A 24,994-nucleotide genomic window follows, 5' to 3' on the forward strand; every position below is an offset into this window, starting at 1 on the left:
ACCACTTCTGACCATCTGTGTCACAGACTTATCTGGGGATTATCACGCGTGACGGGAGGACCTGTGGACAAGTTACTCGATGTCCTGCTGCTGGGGCGGCGCCGCTTCGGTGCGCTGGGGCCGCGCAGCAGGGCGGTGTTGAGCCAGCTGCCGCTCAATCTGACTTTGCTTTTGGTATTCGTTGTCCTTGCTTTCGCCGATCCCCACGCCCTGACGCTGCCGCCGTTCCTCTCGGGTCAGATCGTGGCGCTCGTCATCCTGCTCCTGTGCGCTGTGGTGCCATGGGGGCGACTGCCCGAGTGGTGCGTGCTCGCGATTCCGCTCCTGGATTTCGTGGCCGTGGGCCTCGTCCGGACGGGCGCGACGGGCGTGCTCTCGGGGCTAGGGCTGCTCGCCGTGTTCCCGGTCATGTGGCTCGCCGGCTCGGGGCGGCGTCTTCGACTCGTCGTGGCCCTGTGCACGTTCGCGTCGCTGGTCATGGTGTGGACGCCGCTCCTCGCGATCGGGGGCAGCGCGCCCCACACCTTCGTCGCCGAGCTCGTGGTCCCGCTCATGCTCGTCTCCGTGGCCGTAGCGATGTCCGTCATGACGCTCAGCGGGATCGCGCAGCAGCAGCGCGTCGAGGAGCTCCTGGCCCGGAGCGAGACGCGCCAGCGGCTCCTCGACACGGTGCTGGAGACGGTCGACGTCGGGGTCCTCGTGATCGACGACGCCGGCACGGACGTCTTCATGAATTCGCGACAGCGCCAGCTCTACCTCACCGCGCTCCCGCCCGGGGCGGCGCGTGCGCCCGAGTCCGAGCTCCTCGTGTACAGGGACGGAACCGACGAGCTCGTTCCGGTCGAGGAGCGGCCCATGGGGCGTGCCAACGCCGGCGAAGAGCTCAACCACGAGATGTACCGCCTCGGGCGTGGGCCGGAGGCCCGGACGGTCTCGATCTCGGCCCGCGCGTTCCGGGATGCCACCGGCGAACTGGCGGGGACCGTGCTGGCCTGCACGGACGTCACCGAGGTCGTGGCCGCCGTGCGGGCTCGGGACAGCTTCCTCGCCGCGATGTCGCACGAATTCCGAACCCCGCTCACGAGCCTGCTCGGCTACGCCGAGCTGCTGCTCGAGGATGAGTCGCTCAGCACGTCGGCGCGCTCCGACCTCCGCGTGATGAGCCGAAACGCGCGGCACCTGAGGAAGATGGTGGACGACATCCTGGCCGCGTCGGTCGAGGGCTCCTCCCCGGACGTCCGGCGCACGGAGCTCGATCTCGCGGAGCTCGTTCGGCAGGCGGCCGTGTCCGCCGCGCCGGACGCCGAGAGCCGCGGGATCGCCGTGCGCATCGAGGACGACGGCGAGCTGCCGGTCGTGGGCGACAAGACCGGGATCGTTCGCATCTTGGACAACCTCGTCTCGAACGCGCTCAAGTACTCCGAGTCGGGCGCGCTCGTGACGCTCACGACCGAACGGGACGGCTGGTGGGCCGTGTGCCGCGTCCGCGACGAGGGGATCGGCATCCCTCCCGAGGATCTCGAGCGGATCTTCACGCGGTTCCAGCGCAGCTCCGCTGCCCTGCGCTCCGGCATTCCCGGCACCGGGCTCGGGCTCGCGCTCGCCCACGAGGTGGCCACGCAGCACGGCGGGCGGCTCGAGTGCACGAGCGAGGTCGGCGTGGGAAGCGTCTTCACCCTGCGCTTGCCGCTCGCCAGGGCGGGGGTCTCGCCGAACCAGTCCACCGCCGCCGAAGAGTAGGGCACGGGGCGGGGGTGTGTCACAGACGACGACGGCGGGACCGGCCGTCCGCTGGACCGTGGGCCCGTGCGGGTGGCGGCCTGGCCTTCGTCGGCTCTGGCCCAGCTCGCTCACGGGGGCGTATGGTCCGTGCTAGGCGAGAGCGACCGTGCGTCACAATCGGCGAGGAGCAGTGATGGGCATCGTTTCGTCCGGCTTTCTGGGCCGCAGGAAGAGGGATGTTCCGGGCCTGCCGCCCGGACAGTACTTGACCGACGGCTTCCCCGTGCTGTCGGCCGGTCCAACACCGAGGATCGAGCGGAGCGACTGGGAATTCTCGTTCACCGCGGAAACCGGAAGCAGCCGGCGCTGGGACTGGAACGGGTTCATGGCCCTTCCACAGGAGGGCGTCATCGCCGACCTCCACTGCGTGACGAGCTGGTCGAAGCTGGGAACCAGATGGCGGGGCGTCCCCGTGGACGCGCTGTTCGACGGGCTGGACACCGACGCGAAGTTCGCGCTCTTCTCCTCGTACGGCGGCTACACGACCAATCTCCCCCTTGAGGACGTGGTGGGACGCAAGGCATGGGTCGTGCACCAGTTCGAGGGGGAGGACCTGGCCCCCGAGCATGGCGGCCCGGTTCGGCTGCTGGTGCCCCACCTGTACCTCTGGAAGAGCGCCAAGTGGGTCCGAGGCGTCGAGCTGATGGCGGAGGACAGGCCAGGCTTCTGGGAGAGCCGGGGCTACCACCTGCACGGGGATCCATGGCGCGAGGAGCGGTACGGGTGAGCGGGGCGTGGACGGTGGCCGACGTCGTCGCTGTGCACGATGAGACTGCGACTGCGCGAACGATTCGCCTGCACCTTCCCGGGCCGGTCCATTTCCTGCCCGGGCAGCACATCGACATCAGGCTGACGGCCCCGGACGGCTACCAGGCGGTTCGCTCCTATTCGGTGGCGGCGGCCGCCCCGCCCGAGGGCTTGGAGATCACTGTCGAGGAGCTGCCGGACGGCGAGGTATCGCCTTATCTGGTACGAGATCTCGCCGTCGGCGATCAGCTGGAGGTGCGGGGGCCGGTGGGCGGCTGGTTCGTGTGGCGTCCGGAGGAGACCTCTCCCGTGCAGCTCATTGGAGGAGGGTCCGGCGTCGTTCCGCTCATGGCCATGGCGCGGGCGCACGCCATGGTCCGCCACCCGGCGCCCTTTCGGCTCCTCTACTCTGTGCGAGGCCCTGAGTCGGCCTTCTTCCGACGGGAGCTCGAGTCCCTTGCGCGATGGTCCGAGAACTTCGACCTGACTTACGTCTACACGCGGAGCGCCCCCGACGGCCTTCCCGTCGGACGGCTCGACGCCCGTACCCTCGAGGCGAGCGTGCTCAACAGTGGGTCAGATCCAGCGGTCTACGTCTGCGGCGCGACGGGCTTCGTTGAAGCGGTCTCGGGGTGGCTCGTCGACTTGGGCCATTCACCAGACCGGATCAAGACCGAGCGGTATGGCGGCTTGGGAGGCGCATCGTGAACCAGTGGACAGGGCGGCCGGCGCGCTCGCGGGCCCCGGAAGACGACTACCTCGACGGCAATGCCCTGGCCGGGCCCTTGTCCGAGGTCTTCTCGATCGACATCACGGCTGCGCTCGGCACGTGCGGAGGCTGCGGTGCGGTCAGGGCAGTCGCGGAGGCTCACCTGTATGTCAACGCGCCCGCCAAGATCTTGCGGTGTCCCTCATGCGGAGGAGTGCTCCTCAGGCTGGACGACCGAGGCGGCCGCTTCATCCTCGACCTGAGCGGCTTCACCCAGCTCACCATCCAGCTCGGCTAGAGGCTGAGCTCCGCCTGCCTGATGGTGTGATGCACGGGCCGGACACAGAGAGGTCCCGGGCGTGGAGCCTGCAGGCCCACCACCCGGGACCGGTGATCGCGCGGGGAGGTGCGGTCAGTCGTCGTGGCCCTCGTGGTGGCTTGAGGATTCCGCGTGCTCCTGGGTTGCCGCGCGGTGCGTGGGCGCTACGGCGGGGGCGGCCGCGGGCTTGTCGGACTCGTGCTCGGCCTGAGCCGACTCGTGGAGCTCGCCCTGCACGGATTCGTGGTCGCCCTGCTCGTTCTGGTCCTCGCCCTGCTCATCCTCGTCGATCCGCGTGGGGGATGGGTGGACGGTCGGCTCCGGCGGCTCAGGCGATTCAGTCGGCTCGGCTGTTTCTGTCGGCTCAGCGGTCTCGGTCGGCTCGGCGGTCTCCGTGGGTGAGGCCGTCGCGGTGGGCGACGCGCTCGTGGGCGAGGCGGTCGCCGTCGGCGATGCGGTGGCGGTTGACGTGCCAGTGGGCGTGCCCGTCGCCGTTGATGTAGCCGTCGCCGATGGATCGACGGCCGGCGCAACTCCCTGCATGGCATAGGCAGCCGCGCCCGTACCGCCTACCACGAGCGCACCCGCGGCGATGGCGCCGATCGCGATCTTGCGCGGGCCTAGTGCGGTGAACTTCGACATGAGACCTCCCAGTCGTCAGTGTTGCCTTCTGTCCCCCGAGATATGAGACTGGCCCTTCAATGATTCATGACAGAAGTTGACAATGTCACGACTTGAATCGGAATTTCTGAGATTGTGAAGCCGCGGGTTAGAGCTCGACGGCCTGGATCACGGGGGTTTGGGTCACCGGACCTCACAGGCCGTGCGCCGCGGCATAGTCTCCCAACCGGTCCGCGGCCAAGGCTGCCGCGACCTCCGCGATGCCCCCATAGTCCGGCAGCACGATGGACTGGCCGTTCGCAGAGAAGCCCGTCCCCGCCGTCGGCAGCGTGAAGAACACGGAGGCCGCCGGGTCGGTGACGCGGAGCGCGTAGGCGAGCGTCGCGAGCGTGGTCGGGTCGAAGCCCTGGTCGACGGTGAGGACGAACGAGGCGATCGCGATGATGCGGATCGCGCTGGCCGCGTCATGGACCGCGCCGGTGCTCAGCAGGCGGACCATGAGGGCTCGGACAAACGCCTGCTGGTCTCGCACCCGCTGGTAGTCGCCGTCCACAAAGGCATGGCGCTCGCGGACGAACTGGAGGGCGGCTTCTCCGTCCACGTGGTTGATGCCCTGGGTGAACGTGTGCTCGGTGCCGGGGGCCGCAGTGAAGGGAACGGTCGCGGTGAAGGGGATGGGGACGTCGACATCGACCCCGCCGACGGCATCGACGAAGGCCTTGAGGCCGCCGAAGTCCGTCATGACGTAGTGGTCGATATGCGTGTGCAGCAGCGATTCGACGGTGGCGACGACGAGCTTGGGGCCGGCCAGCTGCAGACCCGCGTTGATCTTCATGACGCCATAACCGGGAATGTTCACCCAGTTGTCGCGCATGATCGAGATCCCGTAGATCTGGTGCCGGTCCGCGGGAATGTGGATGAGCATGATCGTGTCGGCATCCTGCGGGGCGGATCCGCCGGTGGCCTCTTGCTGCTCGGTTGCCTCGCGCGCGCTCCCGGAGATGTCGCTTCCGAGGACCAGGATGTTCAGGGGCACCGGGGGCAGGTCCGGCAGCGACGGCGATGGCGGCGGGGGCGGCAGCGGCGACGGCGTGGGCGTCGGTGTCGGTGTCGGTGTCGGGGTGGGCGTCGGGGACGCCGTGGTCGACGTCGGGGCCGCGGCCGGGGGTGTCGAGTGTTGCGACGTGGCCAGGATGGTCGCGAAGACCGCCCCGAATCCCACGACGAGCGCAACCGAGGCCGCGATCAGGACAACCCTCCACCGGAGCCAATTCCGTCTCGGGCGGCCGGCAGCATGAGGACTCTCACGGTCGCTCATGAGGCCACGATGACACGCTCGTGGTCACGAGGGCAGTGGCTTTCGGCCCGCCGCGACGAGGTGACTGGCCCGGCGACAGGATACCTTCCGGTCCCCGGGCAGCCTCCGTCAGAGCTCGACGGCTTGGACCGCCGGGTTCGGGTTCCCGAAGCGGTGCGCCGTGAGCGAGACCGCCTGCTCGTGCAGGAACGGGAGCAGCTCGACGCGGCCCGCGGCCACCACGGGGTGCGAGTACACCGCGACGTCCGGTGTGCCGCCGAGCGCCTCGGCGAGCTCGGTCGCTGCCGCCGGGCTCGCGATGAGCCGGATGCGGCCCGAGCCGAGAAGAGCCGCTCGGCCGAGCCACGCGGCGCCGTCCTCGACGGCCACGGTCACGCCGTGGCGGCGCAGGGCGGCGGCCGCCTCGGCCGGGAGGTCCGCCGCGCTGCTCACGCTGAGCCTCGAGCCCGCCACGAGGCCCGCCGAGACCACGCGCACGAGTTCGGCGAGGCCGTGCCCGGACGTGGATTCCTCGAACCGGACCGTCACGGGCAGGGCCCGGTAGCGCAGCACATTGCGCTCGCTCGCGAGACCGCTCGCGTCCTTCGCGACGCCGAACTCGGACGCCCACGCCGCGGCGTCGGAGCCGAGCGCGGAAGCCAGCCACGCGGCGTCGTCCGCGGGAAGCTCGCCCCGCGCGGCGGCGAGCAGCTCGGCCGCCGCCCCGCTCGGTGCGGAACCGGCGCCGCGCACCGGCTCATCCACCCACGAGCCGAGGCCCACGAGGTAGTTCGGGCCGCCGGCCTTCGTGCCCGCGCCGACCGCCGACTTCTTCCAGCCGCCGAACGGCTGCCGCCGGACGATCGCGCCCGTGATGCCGCGGTTGACGTAGAGGTTGCCGGCCTGGATGGTCGAGGTCCAGTACGCGATCTCCGCGCGGTCGAGCGAATGCAGGCCCGAGGTGAGCCCGTAGTCGACCTCGTTGACGAGCCGCACGGCGTCCTCGAGCGTCGGCGCGGTCATGACGCCGAGCACCGGGCCAAAGTACTCCGTGAGGTGGTACTCGGATCCGGGGCGGACGCCGGTCCGCACGCCGGGGCTCCAGAGCTTGCCGGAGCCGTCGAGCTGGCGCGGCTCGAGCACCCAGTGCTCGCCCAGGCCGAGCTGCGTGAGGCCGCGCGCGAGCTTCTCGCCCGGGGGCTCGATGACCGGGCCCATCTGGCTCCGCGCGTCCCACGGGTACCCCACGTGGAGGGACTGCACGGCGTCGATGAGCTGGTGGTGGAAGCGCTTGGACTTCGCGACCGAGCCGACGAGCACCACGAGCGAGGCCGCCGAGCACTTCTGCCCAGCATGCCCGAACGCGGACTGGGCGACGTCACGCGCGGCGAGGTCCAGATCCGCGCTCGGCGTGACGATGATCGCGTTCTTGCCGGACGTCTCGGCGAGCAGCGGCAGGTCCTTGCGGAACGAGCGGAACAGCTGGGCGGTCTCGTAGCCGCCCGTGAGGATCACGCGGTCCACGTCGGCGTGCGCCACGAGCCGCTGCCCGAGCGCGCGCTCCTCGAGCTGGACGTACTGGAGGACGTCGCGCGAGACGCCCGTCCGGGCAAAAGCAGAGTCGAGCGCCTCCCACAGCGCCTGCACCATGACGGCGCCCGAGCGCCGCGCCTGCTTCGCGGGCTTGATGACGACGGCGGAGCCCGCCGCGAGTGCCGCGAGCGTCGAGCCGGCGGGGATCGCTACGGGGAAGTTCCACGGCGGGGTCACGACCGTGAGCCGGCTCGGGACGAAGCGAGCGCCGTCCACGGCGTCGAGCTCGCGGGCGAGGCTCGCGTAGTAGTGCGCGAAGTCGATCGCCTCGGAGACCTCGGGATCGCCCTGGTCAAGCGTCTTGCCGCACTCGCTCGCCATGACCTCAAGGAGGTCCGCGCGGTGCCGCTCGAGCGAGCGCCCCGCCTCGTCGAGCACGGCGGCCCGCTCGGCGCCCGTGAGCGCGCCCCACGCCTCGCCGGCGGCGACGGCGGAATGGACGACGGCGTCAAGCTCGCCATCCGTGCCGAGGGTGTAGCGCGCCACGGTTTCGTCGCCGAGGCGCGAGTGCTCCGCCCGCGCGAGGATCGCGCGGCCCCACGCGCGGTTGCCCGGGAGGTCCGGGTCGGTGTCCGGGGTGTTGGCGAAGGCGGGAGCGTGCGCGAAGGCGCCGTGGCCGCGGGAGGAGGCTGCGCCGTCGTGCGTTTCGGTGGGGTGGCGCCGGTCCTGGATGCGGTGCGGCGCGGGGACAGCGCCCGCGAACGGCGGGCGGGTGAGCGCGTCGAGCGAGGCGAGGAAGCGCTTCTTCTCGCGCTCGAACAGGACGTCGTTGCCGTCGAGCTCGAAGACCGCGCTCATGAAGTTGTCCTGGCTCGCGCCCTCCTCGAGGCGCCGGATGAGGTAGGCAATCGCGACGTCGAACTCGCCCGGATGCACCACGGGCGTGTAGAGCAGGAGGTGGCCCACGTCGGCGAGGACCGCCTGGGCCTGCGCCGAGGCCATGCCGAGGAGCATCTCGAACTCGATGGCACGATTCTGCCCACCCCCCGCGCCCTCGGGCCCACCCCGCCCGCCCGTGCTCACACCGGTGTCGACGCCCCGCGCCTTCGCGAGGAGCCATGCGAGCGCGACGTCGAAGAGGTTGTGCCCCGCGACGCCGATGCGCACGTTCGCGAGCCGCTCGGGGCGGAGAGCGTAGTCGAGGACGGCCTTGTAGGACGTGTCGCTCTCGCGCTTCGAGCCCCACGTCGCGGCCGGCCAGCCGTGGATCTCCGCGTCGACGAGCTCCATGGGGAGGTTCGCGCCCTTCACGACGCGGACCTTGACCGGGGCGCCGCCGTTGGCCACGCGATCCGCCGCCCACTCCTGCAGGCGGATCATCGCGCCCAGCGCGTCCGGGAGGTAGGCCTGGAGCACGATCCCGGCCTCGAGCCCGCGGAACTCCTCGCGGTCGAGGAGGCGCGTGAACACCTCGACGGTGAGGCCGAGGTCCTTGTATTCCTCCATGTCGAGGTTGATGAACTTGGGCTTGCCCGCCTTGGTGCTCTCGATGGCGAGGCGGTACAGCGGTGCGAGGGAGTCGACGATGTCCGCGACGGCCTCGTCGAACGCCCAGTGGTTGTGCGGCGCGACGGTCGCGGAGACCTTGATCGACGCGTAGTCGACGTCGTCGCGCTCGAGGAGGCGGCGCGTGCCCTCGAGGCGGCGGGCGGCCTCGCCCTGGCCGAGGATCGCCTCGCCGAGGAGGTTCATGTTGAGCCGGATCCCCGGCTTGCGGATCTTCTTGATGGCGGGCCCGAGCTTCGCGTCCGACGCGTCGACGATGAGGTGGCCCACCATCTCGCGCAGTACGCGCCGCGCGATCGGCACGACGACGCCGGGGGCCACCGGGGCGAGCGAGCCGCCCAGGCGCACGGCCTGCTTGAGCGCCCACGGGAGGAACGCGGGGGCCTTCGGGGCGAGGTCGCGGAGGTTGCGCGCCGCGACGTCGAGATCCTCGGGGCGGACCACGCCGTCCACGAAGCCCACGGTGAACTCGAGGCCGTTCGGGTCCTTGAGCACGCCCGCGAGCTGGGCCGCCGCGGGGTCGACGGGGAGCTTCGCGGCGGCGTCGAGCCAGCGGCGCACCTGGGCGATGGCCTCGTCGGCGAGGTCCTGGGGGCGCACCTCGGCGGCGCTCGCGGGGAGGGGCTGGGCTCCGGCCGCTGCACGGTGGGCGGGAGACGGGTGAGCTGGCTCGGAACCGTGGCTCGGCGTGGTCATGGTGCGGGGTCCTGTCCGTCATGGTGTGGGGTCCCGTCCGGGCGGTTGCAGGGTCTCTGCCGGGGCCGGATGGCGGGTCTCCAGACAGTATGTGCCCGCGATTACAGAAGTAGAAGTGATTGTTTCTGACGCATAATCATGGGGAAAGCCGATGAATTGGAGACCCGCCATGCTCGAGATCCGCCGCCTCCGCCTCCTGCGCGAGCTGAGCATCCGCGGAACCCTCGCCGAGGTCGCCGACGCCCTCGCGTACAGCCCCTCCTCGGTGTCGCAGCAGCTCGCGCTCCTCGAGAAGGAGGCGGGCGCCGAGCTCCTGCGCAAGTCCGGGCGTCGCGTGGTGCTCACGCCCCAGGCGCTCGTGCTCGTCGAGCACACGAGCGAGCTCCTCGACGCGCTTGAGCGCACCGAGGCCGCGCTCGCCGCGAGCCAGAGCGAGGTCCGCGGCACCGTGCGGCTCGCGGTCTTCCAGACCGCCGCCCTCGCGCTCATGCCGGTTGCCCTGCGGACCTTGCGAGGCCGGCACCCCGAGCTCCGCGTCGAGATGGTGCAGCATGAGCCGGAGACAGCGCTCCATGAGACGTGGGCCCGGGACTTCGACGTCGTCGTGGCGGAGCAGTACCCACAGCACGCCGCGCCACACTATCCGGGGCTCGACCGCGAGCACCTCACGCGGGACGCGATCCGGCTTGCCGTTCCCCCGCGCGGCGCGGGTGAAGCGTTCGACGGCGTCGCCCGGCTCGCGGACGCCGCCTACCTGCCGTGGGTCATGGAGCCGCACGGGGCCGCGTCGCGGCACTGGGCCGAGCAGGCGTGCCGCTCGGCCGGATTCGAGCCCGACGTCCGGTACGAGACGGCCGACCTCCAGGCCCACGTCCGGCTTGTCGAGTCCGGGAACGCCGTCGCGCTCCTTCCCGATCTCGTGTGGGTGGGCCGTGCGCCGTCGGCCCGGCTCCTCGACCTCGACGGCGCGCCGCATCGCACGGTGTTCACGTCGATGCGGGCCTCGAGTGCGGGGCACCCCGTCATGCAGGCCGTGCGGGCCGTGCTCGAGGAGACCGCGCGGGCGCTGCTGCCGTGAGCCCCTGGGCCCAAGTGGCGGCGCGGCGCACACTTGGCGTATGAGCGCCAATCCCGGACCCCTCGACCGCGAATTCACGGCCGTCCTGCAGCTCAGCGCGAGCAAGGGCGGGTGGACCTATGTGGTGATGGACGGCTCGGCCCAGTTCTTCGGAACCCGAGGCCTCGTCAAGGTGCGCGGCACGGTCGACGGCCATCCGTTCCGCAGTTCGTTCATGGCCCTCGGGGACGGGACCCACAAACTCCCCATCAAGGCCGAACTCCGCGACGTGCTCGGCAAGGAGGCCGGCGACACCGTCACGGTCCGCCTCGAGGAACGGCTCTGAGCGGGCCGGCGCCAGCACGTCGTTTCGCGCCATTGACCGGCCCAGATCGACGGGCTTACGCTCCCGCCGTCGGCAGACGTGGTCGGAACGGGGAGTCATGCCCGGCGTCAGAATCACGCTGATCAGGAGGCCGCCCCATGTATCGAGTTCGTTCCGTCTCCATCGTCCAGTACGGAAAATTCCGCGAATTCGCGGGTCTTGTGAAAAGGCTCTCGGATGTCTGCGAGGCGAAGGGCTGGGTCAAGCCCCGGTTCCTGGTTCCCACGGCCGGCGCCAACAACGAGGCCATCATCGAATTCGAATACCCCGACCTCGCCACGTTCCAGGCCGAGAATCGCGCGCAGATGACCGATCCCGAATTCATGGGGCCGTTCCGCGAATCCGCGCAATACGTCTATCCCCAGACCTCGCGCACCGAGATGTACGAGGACGCGTTCGACATCGCGTGAGCCACCGACAGGTGAAGGCCCGGGCGCGCCCGGGCCTTCACCTGTCGTCGCGGCGTCGTCCTTCGCGACCGCAGCGCAGACGCCGCGGCGAAAGGGAAGTCAGGTATATTCGGGGCGGCGAAGCCACCGTCATGGAAGGGACCGCGCCGTGAATCTCGAGGAGCGCGCTCCCAGCCTGGCCACGGTTCTGCGCGAGTGGGGCCGGATCGGCTGCATCGGCTTCGGTGGCCCGCCCGCGCACATCCGGCTCCTCCGCCAGCTGTGCGTCGAGCGGCGGAAATGGATCGGCGCCACCGAGTTCGAGGACGCGATCGCCGCCTGCAACCTCCTGCCCGGCCCCGCCTCGACCCAGTTGGCCATCTACTGCGCGTCGCGGGTTCGCGGACGCCTCGGGGCGCTCGTCGGCGGGGCCGCGTTCATCGTGCCCGGCCTCGTCGTCATCCTCGCCCTCGCCGCCCTGTTCCTCGAGACCAACCCGCCGCAGTGGATCCTCGCGGCGGGGGCCGGCGCGGGCGCGGCCGTGGCCGCCGTCGCCCTCCAGGCCGGGGTCTCGCTCGTTCCGGCGAGCTGGCAGCGCCGCCGCTCCGGCCTCCGGTGGGCCATCTACGCCGCCGCCGGTGCTATCGCCGCGGCGACGATCGGGGCGTGGCTCGTCCTCGTGCTGCTGGCCTGCGGCGGGATCGAACTCTTCCTCGAGGCGAAGCTCACCAAGAACGGTGCCCACGCCGCCGGCATTCCGCTTCTCGGGTCCCTTCCGCTCGGTGCGCCCGCGATCGCCCTCGGCGGCCTCGCTGCTCTGTGCTGGGTCGCGTTGAAGGTCGGCGCCCTCTCCTACGGGGGAGGGTTCGTGATCATCCCGCTCATGCAGGCGGACGCCGTCTCGGGCTATCACTGGATGAGCGACGCCCAGTTCCTCAACGCCGTCGCGCTCGGGCAGGTCACGCCCGGCCCGGTCGTGCAGACCGTCGCCGTCATCGGCTACGCCGTCGCGGGTATCCCCGGTGGGATCCTCGCCTCGCTCGTGGCATTCTCGCCGTCGTTCGTGTTCATTCTCGTCGGAGCCGAGCGTTTCGACCGGCTCCGCGGCAACGCCGCGGCCCGAGCGTTCCTCGACGGCGCCGGGCCCGCCGCGATAGGCGCCATCCTCGGATCTGCCGTGCCCCTCGCGATGGCGCTGACCCAGGTCTGGCAGTTCGTGGTGCTCGCCGCCGCGATCGTCCTGCTCCTCATCGCGCGGCGCGGCGTCGTGACCACCCTGCTCGCCGCAGCCGCGGCGGGCGTCGTCTGCGTGCTCGCGGGTCTGCCGCTTCCGCGCTGAGGCGCGAGCGGTCAGCGCACGGGGCGCCTCGCGAGCCACGCGGCCACGATCGCGCCGGAGACGTTGTGCCACACGGAGAACACCGCGGACGGCAGCGCGGCGAGCGGGCTGAAGTGCGCGGCGGCGAGCGTCGCGGCGAGGCCCGAGTTCTGCATCCCGACTTCGAACGCGAGCGCGCGGCGCGCCTTGCGGTCCAGCCGACCGAGCTTCCCGGCGAGGTACCCGAGGCCCAGCCCGAACCCGTTGTGAAGGACGACGGCGACGAACACGATGCCCCCAGCGGCGGCCAGCTTCGTGGCCGAGCCGGCGACGACGATCGCGACGATCGCCGCGATCACCACTGCCGAGATCCACGGCAGCGCCGGCAGCGCCGCGGCGACCGCCTTCTTGAGGAACAGCCGCACGGCGAGGCCCAGGATCACGGGGATGAGGACGGTCTTGACGATGTCGAGGACCATGCCGCCCGCGTCGACGTTGAGGAATGAGCTGGCGGCGGAATTCACGGCCCATGGTTTCATCAGGCAACCATGCGCTGCGAATCGGTCCGCCCAACGGACGACGGCGCGTGCCCGCCCCGCGCTCAGGCGAGCCGGAAGCGCTCGATCTGCCGGAGCCGCCGCTGGAGGCTGTCGCGCCGCGGGTGGGGTGCGGCGTCGGCCGGTTCTGCGGTGAGTTCGATGTGCTCGCGGCCAAACCGCCACAGCAGGAGGTCGTCGAGGAGCCGATCCGGGCCGGGCGAGTAGCGGTGGTCGAGCGCCTTGCGCACGTCGGTGATCCGCTCGGCGTCGAGCAGCTCGACGAGCTGCCATGTCTCGGTGAGCCCGTGCGCGGCGACGAGCTCGGCCGCCCAACCCCAGTCGTCGTCGACCTTGCGGTCCACGTGGGGGAGCAGGGTCTGCCACACGTCCCGGATACGGTCCGGGTTGAGCGGCTGCGAGCCCTCGCCGTCCTGGTCCCAGAAACTGCGCACCTTCTCGTACCGTTCGTGCAGGTCGGCGAACTCCTTCTCGACGACCTCGAGCATGGCCGCCGTCGCCGTGAACTGGCGGTCGAACTGCGGGCTCCAGGCGCGCGGGTCCTGGCTCTTGAAGCGGATATCGTGCTCGATCTCGCTCCAGGCGTGGGCGAAGATCGTGCGGATCTGGCACTCGAAGAAGTAGCTGCCGTTCGCCGGGAGTTCCGGGTTGAAGATCGCCTGGTACTCCTTGACGGCCTCGTTCTGCAGCGTGCGCAGGATGAGGTGGCGGCTCGAATAGCCGTACGTGCCCGACTCGATTGAGCCGATGGCCTTCTCTCGGTCGCCGCGGCAGTCGAAGATGTCCCGCTGGCGCTTGATGAGGTTCGCGGCGACCGCGTTGTCCCCCGGGAGCTTCGTGATGACGCGCACGCCGACCATGTCATTGAGCGTCCGGAACGGGTCGGGGAACTTGAGGGTCGGCTCGCCGCCCGGCTCGGCGGGAGGATCGAGGCGCGAGATCTTCTCGCGGAACGATTCGACGGTCTTGGTGCGGGCCGTGATGAACAGGGGCTCGATCTCTTCGGTGTCCTCGAAGATCTCGCGGAAGGTCCACAGGACACCGTTCGTGACGTTCTTGAGCGCGGGGCGCACGCGGGCGTACGTCTCGACGGACGCGTCGATGAGCGCGCGCTGCCCGGCATCCAGCCGGTCGTAGTTGCTGGCCATGCAATCACGGTAGCAACCGGCACCGACACGGGAGGCCTCCCTTTCGCCTTCGGGTCGCACCGTGCGGAGGTGACGGCGCAACGTAAGGTGGGCTCGTGGTCTCGCGCGAACGCATTCCTTACGGACCGCATCCCGACCAGTGGGGCGAGCTGTTCCTCCCCGACGGCGCCGGGCCCGCTGCGCCGCCCCGGGGGACGGTCGTCGTGATCCACGGCGGCTATTGGCGCGACGCCTACACCGCCGAGCTGGGCGTCCCCGAGTCCGTGGACCTCGCCGAGCACGGCCTCGCGGCGTGGAACTTGGAGTACCGCCGGGCGGGTTCCTCGGGCGGCGGGCCCGGTTCGCGCGGCGGGCCCGGTTCGGGTGGCGGGGCGGGTTCGGGCGGCGGGGTGGGTTCGGGTGGCGGGGCGGGAAGAACGGGCGACGGCGGCTGGCCGGCCACGTTCCGCGACGTCGCCATGGGCATCGATCACCTAGCGCACCTCGCGGACCGCGGCGTGGATCCACGCCAAGTGGTCGCGTTGGGCCACTCGGCCGGCGGCCACCTCGCCGTCTGGGCCGCTGGCCGCGCCGCCTACGCGGCCCGCACGGGAGGCGAGCCGCCCACGGTGCCGCTCGCCGGCGTCGTCAGTCAGGCCGGGATCCTGGACCTCGCCGCCGCCCACCGCCTGCGCCTCAGCAACGACGCCGTCGCGAACCTCATGGGCGGCCCCGAGGTCGAGCACCCCACGGAGTACGCGCTCGCGGATCCGATGCGGCGCCTGCCCATCGGCGTCCCGGTCCGCGCGGTCCACTCGCGCGCCGACAAGGATGCGCCCTTCGCGCTCTCGGAGGCCTACGTCGCGGCCGCCCGGGAGGCCGGGGATCCCGCGGAATTGCACGAGACCACGGGCGACCATTTCGCCCTTATTACGCCCGGCGAGGAGGCCTACGAAACGTGCCGCGCGCTCGTCGCCGGACTGCTACCGTAGGGCCCATGCTGACTGTCATCGGCGAGGGCCTCATCGACGTCGTCCACAAGCCGAACGGCACGGAATCGCATCCGGGCGGCAGCCCCCTCAACGTCGCGATCGGCCTCGCGCGCCTCGACCACCCGGTCCAGTTCGTGGGCCGCTACGGCGACGACGCCAACGGGCGCCTCCTGACCGAGCACCTCAAGGCGTCCGGCGTGCTCGTGCCCCTCCCGCCGGACGGCACGCCGACCTCCGTCGCGATCGCCGAGCTCGACCACAAGGGCGCGGCGACGTACACGTTCGATCTCGACTGGCACCTCCCCGACCTCCGTGAGCGGTTCTCGACGCTCCTCGGCGCCACGACGCTCCTGCACACGGGCTCGATCGCGACTGTCCTCGAGCCGGGTGCCGCCCAGGTGCTCTCCGCCGTCGAACGCGCCCGCCCGCGCGCGACCATCGGCTTCGATCCCAACTGCCGCCCCACCATCACGACCGATCGCGAGGCCGTGCGCCCCCTCGTGGAGCGCTTCGTGGCGCTCGCGGACGTGGTCAAGGCCTCGGACGAGGACCTCGCGTGGCTGTATCCGGGTGTGGACCCGCTCGAGTCCGCGCGCCGCTGGAAGGGCCTCGGTGCGCCGGAGGGGCCCGCGATCGTCGTCGTGACGCGCGGCGCCGAGGGCCCGTGGGGCGTGTGCGCGGACGGCGAGACCCACGTCCCCGCCGTGAAGGTGCGGGTCGCGGACACCGTGGGCGCGGGCGATTCGTTCATGTCCGCCCTCCTGAGCGGCGTCGTGGACCGCGAGCTCGACGGCGCACAGCGCCGCGGCGAGCTGCGCCGCCTCGACGTCGACGAGCTGCGCCGCATCCTCGACTTCGCGGCGCGCGCGGCCGCCGTGACCGTCTCCCGGCCGGGCGCCAACCCGCCCACCCGCGCCGAGTTGAGGGAAAACCTACCGCTCTGACCAAGCCGCTGCAGCTGCTGCGCGCGCCCTCCCCGCCAGCCCCGCCCTCCCACCCGCAGGAGACCCCATGGCCAAGCACAACCCCTACAGCGACCTCCCCGAGGTTGAGCCGTTCACGGTCACGTCCGCGGACATCGCCGACGGCGAGACACTGAGCGCGAACCAGGCGAGCGCCTTCTTCCAGGTTCCCGGCGGCAAGGACCTCTCGCCGCAGCTCGCGTGGTCCGGGGCGCCCGAGGGCACGAAGAGCTACTGCGTGACGGTCCTCGACCCGGACGCCCCGACCGGCAGCGGCTTCTGGCACTGGGCCGTTGCGAACCTGCCCGCGACCGTGGACGAGCTGCCCGAGGGCGCGGGCGGGAGCGCCGACGGCATGGGACCGGCGGACTCGGACGCGAGCCTGCCCGAGGGGGCCTTCGAGCTCAAGAACGACGCCGGGTACGCGGGCTTCGTGGGCGCCGCGCCGCCGCAGGGGCATGGCCCGCACCGGTACATCGTCACGGTGCACGCCGTCGACGTCGAGCGCCTCGACATCGGCCCCGACGCCTCGCCCGCGCTGCTCGGCTTCAACCTGTTCTTCCACACCCTCGGCCGGGCGCAGCTCACCGGCTACTTCGAGATCCCGTGAGGCTCGTCGCGAGCGACATCGACGGCACGATCCTGAGCCTCGAGGGCCTCATCTCCGAGCGCACGGTCCGCGCCTTCGAGGCGTGCGAGGCGGCGGGGGTCGCGGTCGTGTTCGTGACGGGCCGCCCCGCGCGCTGGCTCACGCCGCTGAGCGAGCAGCTCGAGCACACCGGGACGGTCATCTGTTCGAACGGTGCCCTCGTGTTCGACCTCGCGACGATGGCCGTCGTCTCGTCGCGGGCCATTGCGCGGGCCACGGTGCTCGAGGTCCTCGACACGGTGCGTGGCCTATACCCGGAGTCGGTCTTCGCGGCGGAGACGCCCGCGGAATTCTTCATGGAACCCGGTTTCGTCGAGGCCCGCCGCGAGCACGAGCTCGAGCACGTGCGGCAGGGCGAGATCGAGGACCTCGTTGCGGCCGACGACGTCGTGAAGTTCATGGCCAAAATCGAGGGCCACTCCGCCGAGGACTACTTCCACGCTGTCGCGCCGCACGTCTCGCACCTCGTGTCCGTCACGCACTCGGCGCTCGACGTCACGATGCTCGAGATGGGTCCCCTCGGCGTCAACAAGGCCGTCACGCTGGCCGAGTACGCCCACGCGCTCGGCATTCCGCCGCAGGACGTGGTCGCATTCGGGGACATGCCGAACGACGTCGAAATGCTCACCTGGGCGGGCGAGGGCTACGCGATGCAGTCGGGCCATCCGCGCGCTCTCGCCGCGACGACGCTGCACGCCCCGGGGATCGAGGACGACGGCGTCGCCCAGGTTCTCGAGCGAAAGCTCGCCGAGGTGCGCCGGGCTGGGTAGCCCGGGCAGGGTGAGCGTGGCCGGTGGGGCGGCCGGGTCTCGGGATTCCGACCGGGATTGACCGCCGGAATGCACGAATCGGCGGCGCGTCGCGAAGACACGCCGCCGAAGCTGGTGCAGTCCCGGTCGGAATCCGGTGGGACCTACTGGGCCGAGGCGGCGAGAACGGCCTCCACCGACGCCTTGACGTCCTCGAGCTCGGTCATGAGGGCGTCGTCGACGCCGGGGACCCGGAGGAGCTCCGCCGTGACGTTGCCGCCCTCGATCGTGTACTCGACGATGCCGAGCTGCTGAGTCACGGGGTCGCCGAGACCGAGGTCGCCCGCGCCGGCCATGAACGCCGTGCTCGGGGCCCAGACCTCAAGCGCCCCGCCGCGCTGCTTCGTGCGGAAGCAGTGGAGGTGGCCGGTGCCCACGGACTTGAGGTTCACGCGCTCGAGGTGCTCGAGGAGGAGCGCGCCGGATTCGCGGATGTCGAGGTTGTGGTCGCTGTTCTCGACGACCGTCCAGATCGGCTTGTGCTGGAAGAGCAGGACGGGGCGCTCCGAGCCGATGCCGGCCACGGTCTCCTCGATCCACTCCCACTGCTGCGCCTCCTCGTCGATCCCCGAGCCGAACAGCTCGCTGTTGAGGCCCAGGAGCGTGACCTCGCCGACGTCCACGCGCCACTGCGCGGGGCCGAACACGTCCGTGAACGCCTCGACGCGCTCCGACGTGACCACCTGGCCCTGCCACGCGTGCTCGGCGGGCTCGCCGATGTCGTGGTTGCCGGGGAGCACGCGGTACGGGGTGCGCAGGCCGGAGAGCAGGCCGTACCCGTGGTTGCGGTCCGCGGCGCTGTCGGGATCGATCACCTGGACGTCGCCCGTGTGGACCACGAAGTCCGGGCGCAGCACCGTGTCGATGTAGTCGATGACCTTGCGCGCGGCCTCGGTCGTCCAGTCAACGCTGGCGCCGAGGTGGGTGTCGGAAATCTGCACGATCTTGAGGGTGTTCACGGCATTCTCCTTGTGTGGGGATGGGGTGGCTACTTGAGCCCCGAGCGCACGAAGGCGTCGACCACGTAGCGCTGGAGGAAGATGTAGATGAGGAAGATCGGGAGGCACGCGATCGCGCTCGCCGCCATGATCGCTCCCCAGTTGTTGCCCTCGGCCCCGAGGAACGCCCGGATGCCGACCTGGATGAGGTCCTGCGACTTCTGCATGATGAGCGTCGGCCAGAGGTACTCGTTCCACGCGCTGATGAACAGCATGATCGCGAGCGCCGCGAGGGCCGGGCGCAGGTTCGGCACCACGACCTGCCACAGCGTCTGCCAGGACGAGCGGCCGTCCATCTGCGCCGCGTCGAGGAGCTCCTTGGGGAACGACTCAAGGTGCTGGCGCAGCATCATCACCGCGAACGCCGAGCACAGCTGCGGGAGCACGACGCCGAACATGGTGTTCAGCAGGCCCAGCTGCGAGACGAGCAGGTAGTTCGGGATCATCGTCACCTGGAAGGGCACGAGCCACGAGCCCACGAACAGGAGGTACAGCACCTTCTTGCCGCGGAAGCTCCAGCGCGCGAAACCGTACGAGGCGAGGATCGCCACGAAGAGCTGGCACGCGGCGAGCAGGAGGGCCATCTCGAACGTCGTCGCAAGCATCTTCCCGATCGGAATGAGGTTCCACACCGTGACGAAGTTCTCGAGGCTGAACGGACCAGGCAGGGGATTGGTCGACAGGGCCGAGTCGGCGGGCCGGAACGCCGTGACGAACATCCAGTAGATCGGGTAGATCGACACGATCGCGAGGACCGCGAGGAGGACGTGTGCGGGCAGGCTCGCGAGGGCCTTGCGGCGCGCGCGGGCGGCGAGCCCACGCTGGGAGGAGGCGGCGCCGTCGTCCGTCGTCTCGCGAGCGGTGCCGGGGCCGGGCTGCGCCGAAGGAGTCAGGACGGGCGGAGTGGTGAGCACGAAAGCCACGGTGGGGTCCTTCTGATCAGTTGTCGTGGAAGCTGAGCTTCTCGGAGAGCTCGACGAACACGAGTGCCACGAGGCCGAAGCCGACGAAGAAGAGCATGCCCGCGGCCGAGGAGAGGCCCGCGTCGAAGTTGCGGAAGCCGAATTGATAGAGCAGGTAGTAGATGTTCGTCGACGAGTTGCCGGGCCCGCCCTGGGTCACGAGGTCGATGATCGGGTACGTCCACTGCGCCGAGAGCAGGATGGTCATGAGCGCGAGGAACACGAGCGACGGCGAGAGCAGCGGGAGGATGATCCGCCACGTGATCTGGCGCTGGTTGGCGCCATCCAGCGAGGCTGCCGCGGCGTAGTCCGGGCTGATGCCCGCGAGGCCCGCCGAGACAACGAGCACGCCGAAGCCGAGCATCTGCCAGCCGACGATCACGACGACCGCCGTCAACGAGGCGTCGGGGTTGCGGAAGATGTTGTCCATCGGCATCCCGAAGGTCGCGGCGATTCTGGGGATCGTTCCGGACTCCGGCGCGAAGAGCCACCGCCACACGGCGCTCGTCGCGACGGGGGTCACGAGGAACGGGACGAAGATGAGGGCCTGGTAGAACGTCCGTGCCTTGCCCTGGACACTCCGGGACACGAGTGCGAACACGACCGGGAGGGCGACCGAGATGCCCAGGAAGGCCAGGATGTAGACGACCGTGTTGAGGAGCGCCTGGTGGAGCTCGGGCAGGCTCAGGACCTTCGCGTATTTCGCGACACCCACGAACACCTTGGGCTTGGTCGGGATGAGGTTCCAGTCCTGGAACGAGAGCCCGGCCGTCTGCGCGAGCGGCCAATAGGTCCACACGAGCAGGAGGATGACGGCGGGCAGGACGTAGAGGTACGGCACCCACGCGCGGCCCGGACGACGACGGCGGCCGGCCGCGGGCTCGGAGGAGCCGCGCCCGGCCGGGCCGGCGGCGCTGAGAGAAAGCGCAGCCGCCGGCCCGGGAACTTCAGTGAACATGACGGGATTCCTAGCCTGATTCGCTCAGTGGGAAGCAGTCATCTGCGCTGTGACCTCTTCGAGGCTGAGCTGGGTGAACGCCTGCATCTGCTCCGCCGTGACCGAGTAGACGGTCGCGAACTCGCCGATCGGCACGACCGTGTTGAGCACGCGGTCGTTGTAGAGGTGCACAAGGTTGAACGCCTGGGCGCCGTTCTGGCCCCGCATGCTGCCGGGCTCGACGTTGAGGTCCTGCGTGTAGCATGTCGCCGAGGCGACCGAGACCGGGACGTCCGCGAACGTGCTGAACGTCGAGAAGTGGAAGTGGCCGCCGAGGATTCCGCGCACGTCCGTGCCACGGATCGCCTCCTCGAAACGCGCCTGGTCGCGCAGCTCGAACATCTCGATCATGCTGTGCGTCGAGGGCACCGGGGGGTGGTGGAGGGCGATGAGCGTCCCGTGCGGGGCCGGCGTCGCGAGGACGTCCTCGAGCCACGCGAGCTGCTCGTCGCTGATCTCGCCGTAGTGGTGGCCGGGAACCGTCGAGTCGAGCGCGATGATGCGGAGGCCGTTGACGTCGTGGACCATGTCCACCGACTCCTCGCCCGCGTCGGAGTCGAGGAGGATCCGGCGGAACGGGGTGCGGGTGTCGTGGTTGCCCATGACCCAGATGACCTTCGCGCCGATCTCCGCGGCGGCCGGCTCGACGAGCGCCTTGAGGCGCGCGTACGCGTCCTCGCGGCCCGTGTCGGCGAGGTCGCCCGTGAAGACGATCGCCTCGGGGCGGGCCTTGGCCTTCGCGAAGTCCTTGAACAGCTGGCGGAGGTTCTCGTCGCTGTCGACCGCGCCGTAGAGGAGCTCGTTGTCAGCCACGAAGTGGGTGTCGCTGATGTGGAGGATGAAGTGCTCGGGGGTGGGGTACTGGGCACTGTTCATGAAATTTCTCCTTCGATTTTCAGTGGGTGAGGACCGTGCGGAGCCGGGCGAGGTCCTCGTCGCCGAAGCCGTGCGCGGCGAGAAGGCCGGCCGCGCTCCCGTAGGTGGCATCCATGAGGTCGAGCGCCTCGGCGAGCACGGGGGCCGGGCTCGCGACGATGAGATCCCGCGTGGACTCCGTGACGGGGCCGGGGACGTATCGCTCGACGTTCGCGAGCATGGCCTCGGCCCACGGGCCGCTGAGGTTCGGGCCGCTCGTCGCGTAGTCCGCGAGGACCTGCTCGCGGTCCACGCCGACGGCCAGGAGCGCCGTGGCGATGACGAGGCCCGTGCGGTCCTTCCCGGCCGTGCAGTGGACCAGCACGGCGTGCTCGCCCGAATCGGCGATGAGGCGCACGGCCCCGGCGAGGCGGTCGGCATACTTCTCCACGATGGTCCGGTACACGGCCGCGAGGCTCGTGAGGGCCTCGCTGTTCGGGACGTTCCCCGCCGAGAAGATCGGGTGGTGCTCGACCGTGAGCCCGAGGCCGTCCACGGCGCTCGGGGACGAGGCGAGCTCGCTCGGGTCGCGAAGGTCGATCACGGTCGCGATGCCGAGCTCGGCCATGCTGGCCCGGCCGCCGTCCGTGAGCTGGTGGAGCGCGTCCGAACGGAACAGCTTGCCGTCGCGGACAGTGCGCTCGCCAGCGGCGTAGCCGCCCGTGGTGCGGAAGTTGTACGTGCCGTCCACCGGGAGCGCGGGGTTCGCGGCGGGCGTCGTGGTGGTGAGGGGCGCGGTGGCCATGAGGGGTCCTTGATCGGTGAGGGGACTTTCGTTGCGCCGTCACGTCCGCAGGGTGTGGACCCCGCGGAGGTGACGGCGCAACCTGGGATCAGTGGGCGATGAGGTCCTGGGCGCGCTTGGCGGCGTCCTGCATCGTCGACTTCGGGTCCTTGCCGTAGTAGACGACCGCCTCAACGGCCTTGCCGAGGATGTCGTCGACCTGGACGTAGCTGTTGCCCGGGTAGGAAACCCATGGCTGCAGACGGTCGAGCTGGGCGAGGTTCGGCGCGAGGAGCGGGTTCTTCTGGGCCCAGTCATAGAGCGCGCCGCCCTGCTGCGTGAGGCCCGGGCGTAGCGGAAGGTAGCCGATCTTGCTCGAGATTTCGGTGTAGGCCTTGTCACTCGTCATCCACTTGATGAGCTCCCAGCCGGCGCGCTGCTTTGCGGGGTCCTGCGAGAGGATGAAGAGCGCCGAGCCCGAGTTCGTCGGGACAGCCTGCTTGGTGCCGAACTGCGGCATCGCGGCGTTCTTGAGCTGCCAGCCACCCTTTGCCGACGCCTGCATGAGCATGCCCTGGAGCGCGGAGGTGGTGAGGAGGAAGGCGGTGTCGCCCTTGGCGAGACCCTCCATCTGCGCGCTCGAGTCGGCATTGCGCAGGACGCCGTCCTTGGTCAGCCCCGAGAGCTTCGTGACGGTGTCAATCGCGGCGTCGGAGCCGAACTGGATCGACTTGCGGTCGTCGGAGAGGACCTGGGCGCCGTTCGACTTGAAGAGGCCCTGCATGCACCAGTTGCCGCCGATGCTCGTGCACGAGATGTCGAGCGAGGGCTTGCCGGTCTTGGCCGTGACGGCCTCCGCGGCCTTTTCGACCTTGTCCCACGTCGAGAAGTCAGGGTTCGTGATGCCAGCGTCGGCCAGCTTCGTGGCGTTGTAGAAGAGGACCGGGGTCGAGAAGACGTACGGGATGCCGTAGGTCTTGCCGTTCCAGTCGGCGAGGTGCTTCGCGTTCGGGTGGAACGGGTGCTCGCCGCCGAGCGCCTTGTCGATCGCATCCTGGCCCACGAGGTCACTGATGGGCTGGGCGCCAAGCTGGGTCGCGGAGAAGTCGAGCGTGTCGAACGTGAGCTGAGCGACGTCCGGGGCGTGCCCGGCGAGCAGCTGCGTCTGGACGCTGCTCACGGTGTTCGAGCCGGTCGCTCCGCCACCCTGCGGCGGCTGGGCGTGGACGGTGATGTTCGGGTGGGCCTTCTGGAAGTCGTTGACGAGGCCCATGATCGTGTCGGTCCAGGTGCCGGCCTGGGCGAGGTTGTAGCTCTCGAAGGTGATCTCGACCTTCTGGTCGGGCTTGAGCTCGGGGATCACGGCCGAGGCCGTCGAGCCCGTCGATGCGGCGCCGCAGGCTGAAAGGCCGAGCGCTGCGACCGCAGCCACAGCGGTGAGCGCAAGGGCACGGGCACGGTGTGCGAACATGCTGGGTCCTTAAGGGTGGGTGGGGGGTGGGTGGAAGGGGGGTGGGTGGGGGATGGTGTTGCGGGGTCTCTGGCGCGGTGTTGCGGGGTCCTAGGCGGGGAGCGCCTCGGCGCGCCGGCGTGCGGTAGGCGCGGCGGCGCCGTCGTTCGCGGAAGGCTCGCTCTGCCACTCGAGGCGACGACCGCTTTCGCGGTCGAAGAGGTGGAGGTGCTCGGCGCGGGCGCTGAGGACGACGGCGGCGCCCCCCTCCCAGCGTTCCTCGCGCGGGCACGTCACAGTGATGCGACGGCCGCTCACCTGGCAGTGCACGAGTTGCTCGCGCCCGAGGTTCTCGGCGAGCTCGACGGTTCCGCGCAGGGCAGCGCCCGCGCTCGGGGCCGCCGCCGCGGAGCCCGCCGCGTTGAGCGTGAGGTGCTCGGGGCGGATGCCGAGCACGATCTCGCGCTCGGGCGTCTCGCCCTCCCAGAGCACAGCCTCGACATCCGGGGCCATGACGGTGATCTTGCCGTTGGCGGTCGAGAGCTGCGCGTCGACGAGATTGGTCGCGGGGGAGCCCATGAACCCGGCCGCGAAGACGGAGGCCGGCTTGTCGTAGAGCTCGTCTGGGGTGCCCACCTGCTCGAGGCGGCCGCCGTTGAGGAGCGCGATCTTGGTCGCCATGGTCATGGCCTCGACCTGATCGTGCGTGACGTAGATGAACGTCGCGCCGAGCCGGCGGTGCAGCGCGGCGAGCTCCTGGCGCGTCGCGGTGCGGAGCTTCGCGTCGAGGTTCGAGAGCGGCTCGTCCATGAGGAACGCCTTGGGCTCGCGCACGAGGGCGCGGGCCACGGCCACGCGCTGGCGCTGGCCGCCCGAGAGCTCCTTGGGCTTGCGGTCGAGCAGGTGGCCGATGTCCACGAGGTCCGCGACCTCGGCCACGCGGCGGCTGATCTCCGCCTTGGTCGCCTTGCCGGCCGAGCCGTCGGCGCGGGCCCCGCCCCGGACGGTGAGCGGGAACGCGAGGTTCTTCGCGACGCTCAGGTGCGGGTAGAGCGCGTAGCTCTGAAACACCATCGCGAGGTCGCGACGCCGCGATGGCTGGTCCGTGATGTCGCGGCCGTCAAGCTCGAGGGTCCCCGCGGTCGGGTCGAGGAGGCCGGCGATCATGCGCAGGAGAGTGGTCTTGCCGCAGCCGCTCGGGCCGAGGAGAACCAGGAAGTCGCCGTCGTCGACGACGAGGGAAATGTTGTCCACGGCCTTCACGTCTTTGAACGACCGTGAGAGCTGGTTGAGCGCGAGCCGGCCCATCGGCACCTCCAAGGAAATTGTGTTTCCTAACTTCTTGCCGATAGGAAACTCTCTACCTCGAAGGGTGGGGTCGCCTGGTTAACTGAGGGCGACGCTCACGATAAGCGTTGGTGGGGGCGCGGCGA

24 protein-coding genes are annotated in these 24,994 nt (G+C 70.4%); 12 read left to right on the forward strand and 12 right to left on the reverse strand.

What is annotated here, in order from left to right:
• The first annotated feature begins 63 nt into the window (after positions 1-63).
• From ACOKR1_RS00540 to ACOKR1_RS00555, 4 genes are all read left to right on the forward strand, one after another.
• On the forward strand, positions 64-1,740 hold the full coding sequence (locus ACOKR1_RS00540) for a sensor histidine kinase (protein WP_422934848.1): 1,677 nt from the start codon (positions 64-66) through the stop codon (positions 1,738-1,740).
• A 175-nt stretch (positions 1,741-1,915) separates the two neighbouring features.
• Positions 1,916-2,509, forward strand: coding sequence for a molybdopterin-dependent oxidoreductase (locus tag ACOKR1_RS00545; RefSeq protein WP_422934849.1), 594 nt, complete (start codon positions 1,916-1,918; stop codon positions 2,507-2,509).
• A complete protein-coding gene (locus ACOKR1_RS00550) occupies positions 2,506-3,237 on the forward strand; it encodes a ferredoxin reductase (protein ID WP_422934850.1) in 732 nt (243 codons plus the stop codon). Before ACOKR1_RS00545 ends, ACOKR1_RS00550 begins: the two co-directional genes overlap by 4 nt.
• Positions 3,234-3,536 (forward strand): DUF6510 family protein, encoded by a 303-nt coding sequence (locus ACOKR1_RS00555; protein ID WP_415856274.1) that lies wholly within the window; start codon positions 3,234-3,236, stop codon positions 3,534-3,536. Before ACOKR1_RS00550 ends, ACOKR1_RS00555 begins: the two co-directional genes overlap by 4 nt.
• A gap of 114 nt (positions 3,537-3,650) precedes the next feature.
• Here the strand turns inward: ACOKR1_RS00555 and ACOKR1_RS00560 are convergent, their stop codons facing one another.
• The 3 genes from ACOKR1_RS00560 to ACOKR1_RS00570 form a co-directional block, all read right to left on the reverse strand.
• A complete protein-coding gene (locus ACOKR1_RS00560) occupies positions 3,651-4,199 on the reverse strand; it encodes a hypothetical protein (RefSeq protein WP_422934851.1) in 549 nt (182 codons plus the stop codon).
• Positions 4,200-4,371: 172 nt separating this feature from the next.
• On the reverse strand, positions 4,372-5,496 hold the full coding sequence (locus tag ACOKR1_RS00565; RefSeq protein ID WP_422934852.1) for an LCP family protein: 1,125 nt from the start codon (positions 5,494-5,496) through the stop codon (positions 4,372-4,374).
• A 108-nt stretch (positions 5,497-5,604) separates the two neighbouring features.
• Positions 5,605-9,270, reverse strand: a complete 3,666-nt coding sequence (locus ACOKR1_RS00570) for a proline dehydrogenase family protein (RefSeq protein WP_422934853.1) — start codon at positions 9,268-9,270, stop codon at positions 5,605-5,607.
• Between the two features lie 169 nt (positions 9,271-9,439).
• On the opposite strand from ACOKR1_RS00570, the gene ACOKR1_RS00575 reads away from it, so the two are divergent.
• The 4 genes from ACOKR1_RS00575 to chrA all read left to right on the forward strand — a co-directional run bounded on the left by ACOKR1_RS00575 (position 9,440) and on the right by chrA (position 12,440).
• Positions 9,440-10,348 (forward strand): LysR substrate-binding domain-containing protein, encoded by a 909-nt coding sequence (locus tag ACOKR1_RS00575; RefSeq protein ID WP_422936708.1) that lies wholly within the window; start codon positions 9,440-9,442, stop codon positions 10,346-10,348.
• Between the two features lie 40 nt (positions 10,349-10,388).
• Positions 10,389-10,673, forward strand: coding sequence for a DUF1905 domain-containing protein (locus ACOKR1_RS00580; protein WP_422934854.1), 285 nt, complete (start codon positions 10,389-10,391; stop codon positions 10,671-10,673).
• A gap of 137 nt (positions 10,674-10,810) precedes the next feature.
• The gene (locus ACOKR1_RS00585) at positions 10,811-11,122 is read left to right on the forward strand and encodes a hypothetical protein (protein ID WP_415857270.1); all 312 of its coding nucleotides are present in this window, start codon (positions 10,811-10,813) and stop codon (positions 11,120-11,122) included.
• A gap of 148 nt (positions 11,123-11,270) precedes the next feature.
• Positions 11,271-12,440 (forward strand): chromate efflux transporter, encoded by a 1,170-nt coding sequence (gene chrA / locus ACOKR1_RS00590; protein WP_422934855.1) that lies wholly within the window; start codon positions 11,271-11,273, stop codon positions 12,438-12,440.
• 11 nt (positions 12,441-12,451) lie between these two features.
• Here the strand turns inward: chrA and ACOKR1_RS00595 are convergent, their stop codons facing one another.
• Entirely contained in the window at positions 12,452-12,958 is a 507-nt protein-coding gene (locus ACOKR1_RS00595) for a bile acid:sodium symporter family protein (protein ID WP_422934856.1), read from the reverse strand.
• Positions 12,959-13,020: 62 nt separating this feature from the next.
• A complete protein-coding gene (locus ACOKR1_RS00600) occupies positions 13,021-14,124 on the reverse strand; it encodes a GTP pyrophosphokinase (RefSeq protein WP_422934857.1) in 1,104 nt (367 codons plus the stop codon).
• 95 nt (positions 14,125-14,219) lie between these two features.
• On the opposite strand from ACOKR1_RS00600, the gene ACOKR1_RS00605 reads away from it, so the two are divergent.
• From ACOKR1_RS00605 to ACOKR1_RS00620, 4 genes are all read left to right on the forward strand, one after another.
• Positions 14,220-15,095 (forward strand): alpha/beta hydrolase, encoded by an 876-nt coding sequence (locus ACOKR1_RS00605; protein WP_422934858.1) that lies wholly within the window; start codon positions 14,220-14,222, stop codon positions 15,093-15,095.
• Positions 15,096-15,100: 5 nt separating this feature from the next.
• A complete protein-coding gene (locus tag ACOKR1_RS00610; RefSeq protein ID WP_422934859.1) occupies positions 15,101-16,039 on the forward strand; it encodes a carbohydrate kinase family protein in 939 nt (312 codons plus the stop codon).
• Positions 16,040-16,106: 67 nt separating this feature from the next.
• Positions 16,107-16,667 (forward strand): YbhB/YbcL family Raf kinase inhibitor-like protein, encoded by a 561-nt coding sequence (locus tag ACOKR1_RS00615; protein WP_422934860.1) that lies wholly within the window; start codon positions 16,107-16,109, stop codon positions 16,665-16,667.
• Positions 16,664-17,476, forward strand: a complete 813-nt coding sequence (locus ACOKR1_RS00620; RefSeq protein WP_422934861.1) for an HAD family hydrolase — start codon at positions 16,664-16,666, stop codon at positions 17,474-17,476. Before ACOKR1_RS00615 ends, ACOKR1_RS00620 begins: the two co-directional genes overlap by 4 nt.
• Positions 17,477-17,619: 143 nt before the next feature.
• Here ACOKR1_RS00620 and ACOKR1_RS00625 read toward each other — a convergent pair whose 3' ends face one another.
• The 7 genes from ACOKR1_RS00625 to ACOKR1_RS00655 all read right to left on the reverse strand — a co-directional run bounded on the left by ACOKR1_RS00625 (position 17,620) and on the right by ACOKR1_RS00655 (position 24,869).
• Positions 17,620-18,474: a metallophosphoesterase family protein gene (locus ACOKR1_RS00625; RefSeq protein WP_422934862.1), complete on the reverse strand. Its 855-nt coding sequence runs from the start codon at positions 18,472-18,474 to the stop codon at positions 17,620-17,622.
• A 29-nt stretch (positions 18,475-18,503) separates the two neighbouring features.
• Positions 18,504-19,436: a carbohydrate ABC transporter permease gene (locus tag ACOKR1_RS00630; protein ID WP_422934863.1), complete on the reverse strand. Its 933-nt coding sequence runs from the start codon at positions 19,434-19,436 to the stop codon at positions 18,504-18,506.
• Positions 19,437-19,452: 16 nt separating this feature from the next.
• Positions 19,453-20,433 (reverse strand): carbohydrate ABC transporter permease, encoded by a 981-nt coding sequence (locus tag ACOKR1_RS00635; RefSeq protein WP_422934864.1) that lies wholly within the window; start codon positions 20,431-20,433, stop codon positions 19,453-19,455.
• Positions 20,434-20,457: 24 nt separating this feature from the next.
• On the reverse strand, positions 20,458-21,348 hold the full coding sequence (locus ACOKR1_RS00640) for a phosphodiesterase (protein ID WP_422934865.1): 891 nt from the start codon (positions 21,346-21,348) through the stop codon (positions 20,458-20,460).
• A gap of 19 nt (positions 21,349-21,367) precedes the next feature.
• On the reverse strand, positions 21,368-22,132 hold the full coding sequence (locus ACOKR1_RS00645) for a tyrosine-protein phosphatase (protein ID WP_422934866.1): 765 nt from the start codon (positions 22,130-22,132) through the stop codon (positions 21,368-21,370).
• A gap of 88 nt (positions 22,133-22,220) precedes the next feature.
• A complete protein-coding gene (locus ACOKR1_RS00650) occupies positions 22,221-23,582 on the reverse strand; it encodes an extracellular solute-binding protein (RefSeq protein WP_422934867.1) in 1,362 nt (453 codons plus the stop codon).
• Between the two features lie 90 nt (positions 23,583-23,672).
• A complete protein-coding gene (locus ACOKR1_RS00655) occupies positions 23,673-24,869 on the reverse strand; it encodes an ABC transporter ATP-binding protein (RefSeq protein WP_422934868.1) in 1,197 nt (398 codons plus the stop codon).
• Positions 24,870-24,994 lie beyond the last annotated feature (125 nt).

Source organism: Sinomonas sp. P47F7 (genome assembly GCF_049332655.1).
Lineage (GTDB): Bacteria > Actinomycetota > Actinomycetes > Actinomycetales > Micrococcaceae > Sinomonas.